Genomic DNA, 11,644 nt, shown 5'->3' on the forward strand with positions numbered 1-11,644 from the left:
GGAGATGGCCGACGAAGCCATGGAGAATCTCGGCTTCGTGCCGGACGAGGACGGCGAGGACGACGAAGATCCGCCCAAGCCCCGCGCCTCCGGCCGCCGCAAGCCCAAGGCCCCGGATACGGGGTGACCGCGTTGGGCTCGCAAGGCGAACCCAACATCCCGCCGCCCTCGCGGCCCCCGATCCTGTTGGGTCCGCTGTCGCGAACCCAACCTACGAAATCGGATGATCTTTGCCTCTCCCGCCCTGCGGGAGGGGTCGGAGGCGCTTGGCCTCCAAGCTTCGAGCCGCCTCCGGACGGCGGTACCGGCAGCATCTACAGGCGGTCTCTCAAGCCGCCGCCCGGTCCCTGCCCTCCTCCACCGCATGGCACGCGACCAGGGCATCGCCGGCGGCGAGCGGCTGCGGCACCTCCTGCCGGCAGCGGTCATTGGCCAGCGGGCAGCGCGGATGGAAGGCGCAGCCGGGCGGCGGGGCGATCGGGCTGGGGATCTCGCCCTCCACCATCCGCCGCGGCCGGCCGGTCATCTCCAGGTCCGGCAACGCGTCCAGCAGCATTCGGGTGTAGGGGTGGCGCGGCGCCCGGAACAGCGACCGGGCCGGCGCCAGCTCGACCATGCGGCCGAGATAGACCACGCCGATCCGGCTGGCCATGTGCCGGACCACCGCCAGGTTGTGGCTGATGAACAGATAGGTCAGGCCGAACTGGTCCTGCAGGTCCTTCATCAGGTTCAGGATCTGGGCCTGGACCGAGACGTCGAGCGCCGAGGTCGGCTCGTCGCAGACGATGAACTCCGGCTCCGACGCCAGCGCCCGGGCGATGCAGATGCGCTGGCGCTGGCCGCCGGAGAATTCGTGCGGGAATTTGCGCCCGTCGCGCGGGTCGAGGCCGACCCGGCGCAGCAGCTCCGCCACCTTCTCCGCCGTCTCGGCCTGGGACGAGGACAGGCGGAAGGCGCGGATCGGCTCTGCCACGATGCGGTCGACCCGCCAGCGCGGATTCAGGCTGGCATAGGGGTCCTGGAAGATCATCTGGATCCGCCGGCGCAGCTTGGCCAGCTGCACCTTCTTCGCCGGGTCCGACAGGTCGATGCCGTCGATCAGCACCGTGCCGTCGCTGGGCGACAGCAGCCCCACCGCCAGGCGGGCGATGGTCGATTTGCCGGATCCGGATTCGCCGACCAGGGCCAGGGTCTCGCCCCGGGTGATGGTGAAGCTGACATCCTGCACGGCCTTGAGGGTCAGCCGCGGCGAGCGGTCCAGCAGCCGCGCCAGCAGGGGCTTGGACAGGTCGAAGCGGCGGCTCAGCCCGACCGCCTCGACCAGGGTGTTCGCCGTCATGCCCGGCCTCCTTCCACCAGCCAGCAGGCCGCCGCCCCCGGCCCGGCCGCCATCAGCTCCGGCCGGTCGCGCCGGCAGCGGTCGAAGGCGGCGGTGCAGCGCGGGTTGAAGGCGCAGCCGGCCGGGATCGCGTCCAGCCGCGGCATCGCGCCCGGGATCTGCTGCAGCCGCGCGTCGTCGCCCGTGACCGTCGGGATCGACCCCATCAGCCCCACCGTGTAGGGGTGGTGCGGCTGCTTGATCACCGTCCTGACCGGGCCGATCTCGGCAATCCGGCCGGCATACATCACCGCCACCCGGTCGGCGGTCTCGGCGATCACGCCCATGTCGTGGGTGATCAGCATCACCGCCGTGCCGCGTTCGCGGCACAGCCGCTTCAAGACCGCGATCACCTGGGCCTGGACCGAGACGTCCAGCGCCGTGGTCGGCTCGTCGGCGATCACCAGCTCCGGCTCCGCCGCCAGGGCCAGGGCGATGACCACGCGCTGGCGCATGCCGCCGGAGAATTCGTGCGGGTAGCTGTCGATCCGCGCCGCCGCCGCCGGGATGCCGACCTCCTCCAACAGGGCGATGGCGCGGCGCCGGGCGCCGTCGCGGCCGAGCGGCAGGTGGGTGGCGATGGTCTCGGTCAGCTGCCGGCCGACGGTGTAGAGCGGGTTCAGGCTGGTCAGCGGGTCCTGGAAGATCATGCCGATGCGCCGGCCGCGGATCCGCCGCATCGCCTCGGGCCTGAGGTTGTCGATGCGCTCGCCCTTGAGCAGGATCTCGCCGCCGGCGATGCGCCCGGGCGGGTCGATCAGCCCGATCACGGCGGTGCCGGTGATCGACTTGCCGGCGCCGGATTCGCCGACCACGCCCAGCACCTCGCCGGGGGCGATGTCGAAGGACACGCCGTCGATCGCGGTCAGCAGGCCGCGACGGCTGCTGAACTGGACCTTGAGGTCGCGGACGCTGAGGGTGTTCGCCGTTTCAGGACTTGGCATCGCCCTCACCGCAGCTTCGGGTTGAGGGCGTCGCGCAGCCAGTCGCCCAGCAGGTTGACCGACAGCGCCAGCACCGCCAGCGCGGCGCCGGGGAAGATCGTGATCCACCACTCGCCGGAGAACAGGAAGCGGTTGCCGATGTTGATCAGCGTGCCCAGCGACGGCGACGTCGACGGCACCCCGACGCCGAGGAAGGACAGGGTCGCCTCGGTGATGATCGCCAGCGCCAGGTTGATGGTGGCGATCACCAGGACCGGGCCCATCACGTTCGGCAGCACGTGGCGGAACATGATGGTCCAGTCCGACAGGCCGATCAGCCGGGCGGCCTGGACGTATTCCTTGCGCGATTCGACCAGGGTCGAGCCGCGCACGGTGCGGGCGTACTGCACCCAGTAGGACAGGCCGATGGCGACGACGATCACCCCGATCTGGACGTCGGTGCCGCCGCCCTTGCCGACCAGCGCCAAAGCGATGCCGTTGATCAGAAGCGCGATCAGGATTGCCGGGAAGGTCAGCTGCACATCGGCGATGCGCATGATCACGGCGCCGACCCAGCCGCCGCGATAGCCGGCGACGAGGCCGAGAGTGACGCCGATCAGCATCGCCAGGGCGACGCCCGCGACGCCGACCAGGAGCGAGATCCGGGTGCCGTAGAGGATGGCCGAGAACAGGTCGCGCCCCTGGTCGTCGGTGCCGAGCGGGAATTGCGCGTCGCCGTCCGCCTCGAAGGCCGGCGGGATCAGCGAGTTCATCAGGTCGAGGCTGGCCGCGTCGAACGGGTCCTGCGGCGCGATCAGCGGCGCCAGGATGGCCCCGGCGGCCATCAGCAGCGCGGCCACGAGGGCGATGATGGCGATCGGCGAGCGGCGGAAGCGCCAGGCGAGGTCGCTGTCGAGGAAGCGTCGCATCGGCTCAGGCCCCGACGCGGATGCGCGGGTCGACCGCGGCGTAGAGGATGTCGACCACGAGGTTGATGGTGACGAAGATGAAGGCGCTGAGCAGCAGGTAGGCGGCCATGATCGGGATGTCGACATTGGCCACCGCCTGGATGAACAAGAGGCCCATGCCCGGCCACTGGAACACCTGCTCGGTGATGATGGCGAAGGCGATGATCGAGCCGAGCTGCAGCCCGGTGATGGTGATGACCGGGATCAGCGTGTTCTTCAGCGCGTGGCCGAAATGGATCGACCGGTCGGTCAGGCCGCGGGCGCGGGCGAAGCGGATGAAGTCGGTGCGCATCACCTCCAGCATCTCGCCGCGCACCAGGCGCATGATCAGCGTCATCTGGAACAGGCCGAGCGTGATCGCCGGCAGGATCAGCGAGCGCAGGCCGGACAAGGTGAGGAATCCGGTGCTCCACCAGCCCAGCCGCACCACGTCGCCGCGGCCGAAGGAGGGCAGCCAGCCGAACTCGACCGAGAAGATGAAGATCAGGAGGATGCCGATCAGGAAGGTCGGCAGCGACACCCCGACCAGCGAGCCGCCGAGGAACAGGCGCGACAGCCAGCGCCGGGGATAGAGGCCGGTGAACACCCCCATCGGCACGCCGATCAAGAGCGCCAGCAGGGCCGAGGTCAGCGACAGCTCCAGCGTCGCCGGGGCGCGGTCGCCGATCAGGCCCGAGACCGGCTGCTTGAACTGGTAGGAATTGCCGAAGTCGAAGGTCGCGGCCTGGCCGGCATAGCGCACGAACTGCACCACCACCGGGTCGTTCAGCCCCAGGCTCTGGCGCAGCGCCTCGCGCTCCGCCTCGGTGGTCTCCTGCCCGACCATCTGGTTGATCGGGTCTCCGACGAAGCGGAACATGGTGAAGGCCAGCAGCGCCACCACCAGCATCACCAGGATCGCCTGCGCCATGCGCGTCAGGATGAAGGCCAGCATCACACCCCGCTGCCGTTGAGGGTAAAGGGGCGGCGGCCCGCGGCCACCGCCCGGCGGGTTCTCAGTTCTTCTTGATCCAGTCGAAGATCAGCCAGTTGTCCGGCCGCTGGACCACGGTGAACTTCTTCGACACGCCCCAGGACAGGGCCTGCTGGTGCAGCGGCAGGTAGCCGACATCCTGGTTCAGCAGGATGTCGTAGGCCTGGGCGATCAGGTCGTCGCGCTTGGCCTTGTCGCCCTCGACCGAGAAGGCGTCGACCAGGGCGTCGACCTTCGGGTTGCAGTAGCCGCCGTCATTCGAGACGGAGACGCCTGGCGCCCGGCAGCGCACCAGGTTGTTGAAGACGCTGAGCGAATCATAGCCGTCCGGGGTCCAGCCCAGCAGGTAGAAGCTGGTGCTGTGGCCGCCGGCCTCGCCGATCTGGGTGAAGTGCTTGGCCCGCGGCTGGGCGTTCAGCGTCACCTTGACCCCGACCCGGGCCAGCATCGACACCACGGCCTGGCAGATCGCCTCGTCATTGACGTAGCGGTCGTTCGGGCAGTCGAGCGTGACCTCGAAGCCGTCCGGATAGCCGGCCTCGGCCAGCAGCTTCTTCGACGCGTCGGGGTCGTAGGGATGGCGCTTGAACTTGTCGGCCTGGTCGAACAGCGCCGGCGAGATCATCAGCGCCGACGGCGTCGCCTGGTCGCGCATGATGCGCTTGGCGATCGCATCCTCGTTGATCGCCTGGTACAGCGCCAGCCGGACCTTCTGGTCCTTGAACGGGTTCTTGCCCTTGATGTTGGAGTACAGGAGCTCGTCGCGGTCCTGGTCCAGGCCCAGGAAGATGGTGCGCAGCTCCGGCGCGGTCAGCAGCGCGGTGTCGGCGTTGCCGGACACCCGGTCCTGGTCCTGCACCGGCACCGGATCGACCCAGTCGACCTGGCCGGACAACAGTGCGGCGACACGGGTGGCCGAAGACGCGATCGGCGTGAACTCGACCCGGTCGATGTTGCCCTCGGGCTTGCCCCACCAGGCCGGGTTGCGCACGAACACCGTCTTCACCCCGATCTCATGGCTCTCGACCATGAAGGGGCCGGTGCCGTTGGCGTGCAGCACGGCATAGCCGGGGTTCTTATCGGCCGTGGAGGACGGCGCCACGGCGTTGTTCTGCTCCGACCATTCCTTGTCGAAGATCGGCCAGGAATCCCAGGTCGCGTTCAGGAGCGGGTTGGGCTTGGTCAGGACGAAGTCGACCGTGTGGTCGTCGACCTTCACCGCCTTCATGTCCGACGGCACGCGGCCCTTGATGTCCGAGCCCGGGGCGCGCAGCCGGTCGAGGGAGTAAAGCACGTCGTCGGCGGTGAAGGCGTCGCCGTTCTGGAACTTCACGCCCTCCCGCAGCTTGACGCGCCATTTCAGCCCGTCATCGGTCACCTCCCAGCCGGTGGCCAGGGCCGGGACGATCTTCATCTGCTGGTCGCGCTTGGTGAGCCCCTCATAGACGTTGCTCATCGTCGCGGTCGTGAAGGTCTCGTTGTATTGGTACGAGTCGAGCGTGTTCAGGTTGCCCTGGAAGGCGAAGCGGAAGGTGTTCTCCGCCCGTGCCGACGCCGAAGCCGCCAGCACCGCCGCCCCGATCAGCAGCCCGGCCGCGGCCCAACGCAGCGGCCCGGGCGCCGCCAGGGCCATGGATCGATCTCTGCCTCGCTGTCTCATATCCGCCATCGCTGCCTCGCTGGTTCTTGGTTGCAGGATTCCGGGCGGCGGTGCCGGCCCGGTCCAAAAGGTTCGAAGGCGCGGCCGGTCGCGGCCACGGTCTGGAACGCCGGTCGGCGTGACTGGATGCCTCCCCGGTCGCGATGATTGCCCGACTTTTGCTCCGGGTCGAGCCGGATCGGGAATCCGTGCCCAATTCTCGGGCAATGCCTGCCCGCTCTCGACGGCGGATCCGTCCCGCATTCCCCCATTTCCCCGTCCGCGCCCTTCGTCCCGGTAAGCCCCAGCAACTGCCGTGCCAGAGGCGCCGGTCTGGGATGCGATCGCGCCGTCCAAGGCCGCGGCCGGCCGGCTTGCACCGGTTTCGCCTTGGCCCTAGGGTACGCCGCTTCTGTCCTGGAGAAATGCTCGGTGCGCTATATCAGCACCCGGGGTCACGCCCCCGCCCTTGCCTTCGACGACGTGCTTCTGGCCGGCCTCGCCCGCGACGGCGGGCTGTATCTGCCCGAGACCTGGCCGACGCGCTCGGCCGAGGAGTGGCGGCGCCTGCGCGGCCTGCCCTATGCCCAGCTGGCGACCGAGGTGATGCTGCCCTTCGTCGAGGGCGCGCTGACCCGGGCGGAGCTGGCGGCGCTGGCCGCCGAGACCTACACCGGCTTCGGTCATCCGGCGGTGGCGCCGCTGGTCCAGCTCGACCAGGACCTGTGGCTGATGGAGCTGTTCCACGGCCCGACCATCGCCTTCAAGGACTACGCCCTGCAGCTGCTGGGCCGCCTGTTCGACCATGTGCTGACCAAGCGCGGCGAGCGGGTGATGATCGTCGGCGCCACCTCGGGCGACACCGGCTCCGCCGCGATCGAGGCCTGCCGCGACCGCGCCGCCATCGACATCGTCATCCTGCACCCCGAGGGCCGCACCTCCGAGGTGCAGCGCCGGCAGATGACGACGGTGCATTCCGCCAATGTCCGGAACGTCGCGCTGCAGGGCAGCTTCGACGATTGCCAGGACATGGTGAAGGCGATGTTCGCCGACGCCGCGTTCCGCGACGAGGTGCATCTGTCGGCGGTGAACTCGATCAACTGGGCCCGGATCATGGCCCAGATCGTCTACTATGCCGCGGCCGCGCTGGCGTTGGGCGCGCCCGACCGGCCGGTGGCCTTCGCCGTGCCGACCGGCAATTTCGGCAATGTCTTCGCCGCCTATGCCGCCCGCAGGATGGGGCTGCCGATCGCGAAGCTGGTGGTCGGGTCGAACCGCAACGACATCCTCGACCGCTTCTTCAAATCAGGTGAGATGAAGATGGACGGGGTTGAGCCGAGCCTGAGCCCGTCGATGGACATCCAGATCTCCTCCAACTTCGAGCGGCTGCTGTTCGAGCTGTGCGACCGCGACGCCGACCGGCTGAGTGCGCTGATGGCGGAGTTCCGCGGCACTGGCCGGTTCAGCGTGACCCCGGCGATGCACAAGGCCGCGACCGAGCTGTTCGCCAGCCACCGGCTGGACGACGAGGGCACGCTCGCGGTGATCGCCGAGACCCGCGCCGCGACCGGCCAGACCATCGACCCGCACACCGCCTGCGGCCTGGCCGCCGCCCGCGCCCATCCGGCCGGCCCCGGCATCCCGATGGTGGTGGCCGCCACCGCCCATCCCGCCAAGTTCCCGGACGCGGTCGAACGCGCCACCGGCTGGCGCCCGCCGCTGCCGTCGCATCTGGCCGACCTGTTCGAGCGCGAGGAGCGGCTGACCGTGCTGCCGAACGAGATCGGCGCGATCGAAACTTTCGTCCGTGAATCCCGCACCAATGGAGGGCCGGCCTGATGCCGACCCGCGAGAGCACCCTGTCGAACGGCCTGCGCGTCGTCACCGACCCGATCGAGACCGTGGAGAGCGCCTGCGTCGGCCTGTGGGTCGGCGCCGGCACCCGGCACGAGACCGCCGAGGTCAACGGCGTCGCCCATCTGCTCGAGCATATGGCGTTCAAGGGCACACGCCGGCGCAACGCCCAGGAGATCGCCCAGGAGATCGAGGCGGTCGGCGGCCATCTGAACGCCTATACCAGCCGCGAGAACACGGCCTATTACGCACGCATATTGAAAGAGGATGCGCCGCTGGCGCTCGATATCCTCGGCGACATCCTGCAGAACTCGGTGTTCGACGAGGCCGAGCTGGGGCGCGAGCGCGCCGTGGTGCTGCAGGAGATCGGCCAGGCGATCGACACGCCGGACGACATCATCTTCGACCAGTTCCAGGAGGCCGCCTATCCGGAGCAGCCGATCGGCTGGCCGGTGCTGGGCACGGCCGACATCGTAGGCTCCCTGCCGCGCGAGGCGATCGCCGGCTATATCGGCCGCAACTACGGCGCCGACACCATGGTGCTGGTCGCCTCCGGCAAGGTCGACCACGACCGGCTGGCCGAGCAGGCCGAGCGGCTGTTCATCGGCCTGCCGGCCAAGGCCGAGGCGCGCACCGCCCCCGCCGCCTATCAGGGCGGCGAGCACCGCGAGGAGCGCGACCTCGAGCAACTGCACCTGGTGCTGGGCTTCCCGGGCCTGTCCTACACCGACCCGGACTTCTACGCCGCCTCGGTGCTGTCGACGCTGCTGGGCGGCGGCATGTCCTCGCGGCTGTTCCAGGAGATCCGCGAGAAGCGCGGGCTGGTCTATTCGATCTACTCCTTCACCAGCGCCTATCAGGATGGCGGGCTGTTCGGCATCTATGCCGGCACCGGCGAGACCGAGGTGCAAGAGCTGCTGCCGGTGCTGTGCGGCGAGATCGGCCGGGTGATCGGCGACGCGGCTGAGGACGAGGTCGCCCGCGCCCGCGCCCAGATCAAGGCCGGGCTGCTGATGAGCCTGGAATCGACCATGGCGCGGGCCGAGCAGCTGGGCCAGCAGATGCTGATCTTCGGCCGGCCGGTGCCGCCGGAGGAGGTGGTGGCGAAGATCGACGCGATCGACGCCGCCGCGGTGCGCCGGGTGGCCGAGCGTGTGTTCCGCACCGCCCCCACCCTGGCGGCGCTCGGGCCGGTCGGACAGCTCGAGAGCTACGACGCGATCCGCGCCCGGATCGGCTGACGGCATTGAGCGGGGCGGCGGTGATCGGCTTCTTCCGAACGGGGCTCGGCACCCTTCCGCCGGTCCGGATCGAGGGCCGGCGGACCTATCTGCGCCCGCCGCGGCTGCGCGATTGGCGCCCCTGGGTGGCCCTGCGCGGCGACAGCCGCAGCTTCCTGACGCCGTGGGAGCCGACCTGGCCGGAAGACGCGCTGAGCCGCGCCGCCTATCTGCGCCGGCTGCGCCGCCAGATCTACGAATGGCGGCAGGACGAGGGCTACGGCTTCCTGATCTTCGAGCGCGACAGCAAGCAGCTGGTCGGCGGCATCGGCTTCTCCAACGTCCGCCGCGGCGTCGCCCAATCGGCCTCGATCGGCTACTGGATCGGCGAGCGATTCGCCCAGCAGGGGCTGATGACCGATGCGACCGCCGCGGCGGTGGCGTTCGGCTTCAACCAGCTCGGGCTGCACCGAATCGAAGCGGCGTGCCTGCCGCACAACGAGGCCAGCCAGAAGCTGCTGCTGCGCCTCGGATTTACCCGCGAAGGCCAGGCCCGCGCCTACCTCAAGATCGACGGGGATTGGCGGGATCACTTGCTGTTCGGGCTGGTCGACACCGAGTTTCACCCGGCACCGTGACCATCCGGCTTGATGCCGTTCCTCTGCGCGCCTAGGGTCAGGGCAAAATTATGGCGGAACGCGGCACGTGGCTTTGGACTGGGACACCCTCTCGCGCACCCTGCGCCCCGAGAACAGCCCCGGCTTCCTGCTGTGGCAGGTCGCCAACCAGTGGCAGCGGCTGCAGCGCTCGACCCTGGAACCGCTCGGCCTGACCCATGTGCAGTTCGTGCTGCTCGCCGGCCTGGCCTGGCTGAGCCGCAAGGAGAACGACGTCACCCAGGCCCGTCTCGCTGCCTTCTGCAAGACCGATGCGATGATGACCAGCCAGGTGGTGCGGTCGCTGGAGGCCGGCGGCTTCATCGCCCGGGCGCCGCACCCGACCGACAGCCGGGCCCGGCAGCTGCGGGTGACTGCCAAGGGCGCCGAGGTGCTGAACGCCGCCATGCCGCGGGTGCGCGAGGCCGACGCCCAGTTCTTCGGCGCGCTGCAGGAAAGCCAGGGCTTCGTCGAGCAGCTGCGCCGGCTGTGGGCCAGCGGCTCCAAGCGCGAGCCTTAAGCCAGCAGCCAGGCTGGGACCAGGAACACCAGCGGCGCGAACAGCGCGATGCGCATCCGCGGCAGCGCCACGCCGTTGCGCTTGAGCAGCGTCAGCTGGATGTGCAGCGCGATGAACAGCGTCGCGGCGAAGACCAGCGCCGCCGTCGACAGGGTCAGGAGGCCGAGCGCCTGCAGCAGTGCGAGGGCCGCGACCATCAGCCCGGCGCAGCCGAGCAGCCACAGCGTCGCCTGCTTCGAGATCAGGGCGCGGTTGATCCGCAGCTCGACATGGGCCAGCGACACCCACCAGATCGTCTGCATGCAGACGATGGGCAGCAGCCGCGACATCTCCGGCAGATGCGCCCGCCAGCCCGGCAGCAGGTCGGCGCCGAACAGCTCGAAGCCGGCCAGGATCATCGCGGCGCCGGTCATGGTAAGCGCCAGCAGCACCAGGTAGAAGCGGTCGAACCATTCGACCGAGGCCTCGTACAGCGTCTTGAAATAGGCGGTCACGATCAGCTGGTGTACCAGGAAGATCGCTGCCGAGATGCGGAAGCACACCGCATAGACCGACACCGCCTCGACCGACAGGAAGAAGCCGACCAGCACCCGCGAGCTGTTGACGATGGCGAAATAGACCAGCGAGTTCACCATCATGAAGAAGCCCATCCGCCGGGCGTCGGCATAGGCGGCGAAGAAGCCCGGCCGGATGGTCCGCGCCAGGCCGATGGCGGCGAACAGGGTGAAGCCGAGCGCCACGGCGCCGCAGCCGAGCACCACCGGCGCCAGCGGCACCCGCGACAGCGCCAGGAAGACCAGCGCGCCGACGATCAGGAAGACGTAGAGCGCCAGGTTGTCGGCCACCAGGATGCCGAAGCGGCGCCCCATGGCGCGGTAATAGACGCTGGCGGCGACCTGCGCCCCGGCGCTGGCGACGGCGACGCCGGCGAAGACCGGCAGCAGCGGGCCCGAGGCGGCCCAGGCGATGGCGGCGGCGCCCAGGCCGATCAGGCCGATCGTGGCGACGACGAAGAACAGCAGGTCGAGGACGCGGTCGTCCTTGCGGATCAGCACCAGCTGCGGGATCGCGCCCGGGATGCCGAGGCTGAGGATCTGCGCCCCGATCACGCCGATGCTGAGTCCCAGCTCGGCCGTGCCGTAGTCCTGGAGGCTCATCACCTGCGACAGCAGCAGCGGCCCGAAGAAGGCGAAGCCCTTGCCGAGCGCGAAGGCCAGCAGGAACAGCGCCGCCTTGCCGCCGACCGCCCTGACCCGGGCGAGGTTCAGCGCGAACGCCATGGCCGGGGGCGGCTCCCGCTGGTCCGATCGTCGAGGCACCCGGATGACACCAAGCTCGCCAGTTTTCTAAAGTCCCCCCTCCCCTTGCGGGAGGGGGGCAGGGGGAGGGGTCTGCGCGCGTCCGCGCGCGAATGCGAAGTGATCCCGCCTCGCGGCTCAAGCCGGACGACCATGGACCAGGCCGGATCGAGCGGAGAAAACCCCCTCCCCCTATCCCCCTCCCGCAACGGGAG

General features: G+C 69.6%; 10 protein-coding genes. 4 read left to right on the plus strand and 6 right to left on the minus strand.

Annotated features, from left to right (window positions below):
• Positions 1 to 328: 328 nt before the first annotated feature.
• The 5 genes from FFK22_RS38935 to FFK22_RS38955 all read right to left on the minus strand — a co-directional run bounded on the left by FFK22_RS38935 (position 329) and on the right by FFK22_RS38955 (position 5,875).
• Positions 329 to 1,339, minus strand: a complete 1,011-nt coding sequence (locus FFK22_RS38935; RefSeq protein WP_138888881.1) for an ABC transporter ATP-binding protein — start codon at positions 1,337 to 1,339, stop codon at positions 329 to 331.
• Positions 1,336 to 2,322: an ABC transporter ATP-binding protein gene (locus FFK22_RS38940; protein WP_138888880.1), complete on the minus strand. Its 987-nt coding sequence runs from the start codon at positions 2,320 to 2,322 to the stop codon at positions 1,336 to 1,338. The genes FFK22_RS38935 and FFK22_RS38940 overlap by 4 nt, the downstream gene beginning before the upstream one ends.
• A gap of 5 nt (positions 2,323 to 2,327) precedes the next feature.
• The gene (locus FFK22_RS38945; RefSeq protein WP_138888879.1) at positions 2,328 to 3,230 is read right to left on the minus strand and encodes an ABC transporter permease; all 903 of its coding nucleotides are present in this window, start codon (positions 3,228 to 3,230) and stop codon (positions 2,328 to 2,330) included.
• A 4-nt stretch (positions 3,231 to 3,234) separates the two neighbouring features.
• Positions 3,235 to 4,203 carry an ABC transporter permease gene (locus tag FFK22_RS38950; RefSeq protein WP_138888878.1) on the minus strand — a complete coding sequence of 323 codons (969 nt, stop codon included), beginning with the start codon at positions 4,201 to 4,203 and terminating at the stop codon, positions 3,235 to 3,237.
• A gap of 61 nt (positions 4,204 to 4,264) precedes the next feature.
• A complete protein-coding gene (locus tag FFK22_RS38955) occupies positions 4,265 to 5,875 on the minus strand; it encodes an ABC transporter substrate-binding protein (RefSeq protein WP_138888877.1) in 1,611 nt (536 codons plus the stop codon).
• Positions 5,876 to 6,313: 438 nt separating this feature from the next.
• Between FFK22_RS38955 and thrC the strand changes: the two genes are divergently transcribed.
• The 4 genes from thrC to FFK22_RS38975 all read left to right on the plus strand — a co-directional run bounded on the left by thrC (position 6,314) and on the right by FFK22_RS38975 (position 10,131).
• The gene (gene thrC, locus FFK22_RS38960) at positions 6,314 to 7,720 is read left to right on the plus strand and encodes a threonine synthase (protein WP_138888876.1); all 1,407 of its coding nucleotides are present in this window, start codon (positions 6,314 to 6,316) and stop codon (positions 7,718 to 7,720) included.
• Positions 7,720 to 8,976, plus strand: coding sequence for a pitrilysin family protein (locus FFK22_RS38965; RefSeq protein ID WP_186002905.1), 1,257 nt, complete (start codon positions 7,720 to 7,722; stop codon positions 8,974 to 8,976). Before thrC ends, FFK22_RS38965 begins: the two co-directional genes overlap by 1 nt.
• A gap of 20 nt (positions 8,977 to 8,996) precedes the next feature.
• Positions 8,997 to 9,593 (plus strand): GNAT family N-acetyltransferase, encoded by a 597-nt coding sequence (locus FFK22_RS38970; RefSeq protein WP_138888874.1) that lies wholly within the window; start codon positions 8,997 to 8,999, stop codon positions 9,591 to 9,593.
• A gap of 67 nt (positions 9,594 to 9,660) precedes the next feature.
• Positions 9,661 to 10,131 carry a MarR family winged helix-turn-helix transcriptional regulator gene (locus FFK22_RS38975; protein WP_306770241.1) on the plus strand — a complete coding sequence of 157 codons (471 nt, stop codon included), beginning with the start codon at positions 9,661 to 9,663 and terminating at the stop codon, positions 10,129 to 10,131.
• Here FFK22_RS38975 and FFK22_RS38980 read toward each other — a convergent pair.
• The gene (locus FFK22_RS38980; RefSeq protein WP_138888873.1) at positions 10,128 to 11,411 is read right to left on the minus strand and encodes a hypothetical protein; all 1,284 of its coding nucleotides are present in this window, start codon (positions 11,409 to 11,411) and stop codon (positions 10,128 to 10,130) included. The genes FFK22_RS38975 and FFK22_RS38980 overlap by 4 nt on opposite strands.
• Positions 11,412 to 11,644 lie beyond the last annotated feature (233 nt).

Origin of the sequence: Mycobacterium sp. KBS0706, from assembly GCF_005938675.2 — a bacterium.
Taxonomy (GTDB): Bacteria; Pseudomonadota; Alphaproteobacteria; order DSM-16000; family Inquilinaceae; genus Inquilinus.

Excerpts from the sequence above, each read along its gene's own strand:
- FFK22_RS38935 (WP_138888881.1), bottom strand. The coding sequence starts at position 1,339 with ATGACGGCGAACACCCTGGTCGAGGCGGTCGGGCTGAGCCGCCGCTTC.
- FFK22_RS38940 (WP_138888880.1), bottom strand. The coding sequence starts at position 2,322 with ATGCCAAGTCCTGAAACGGCGAACACCCTCAGCGTCCGCGACCTCAAG.
- FFK22_RS38945 (WP_138888879.1), bottom strand. The coding sequence starts at position 3,230 with ATGCGACGCTTCCTCGACAGCGACCTCGCCTGGCGCTTCCGCCGCTCG.
- FFK22_RS38950 (WP_138888878.1), bottom strand. The coding sequence starts at position 4,203 with ATGCTGGCCTTCATCCTGACGCGCATGGCGCAGGCGATCCTGGTGATG.
- FFK22_RS38955 (WP_138888877.1), bottom strand. The coding sequence starts at position 5,875 with ATGGCCCTGGCGGCGCCCGGGCCGCTGCGTTGGGCCGCGGCCGGGCTG.
- FFK22_RS38965 (WP_186002905.1), top strand. The coding sequence starts at position 7,720 with ATGCCGACCCGCGAGAGCACCCTGTCGAACGGCCTGCGCGTCGTCACC.
- FFK22_RS38980 (WP_138888873.1), bottom strand. The coding sequence starts at position 11,411 with ATGGCGTTCGCGCTGAACCTCGCCCGGGTCAGGGCGGTCGGCGGCAAG.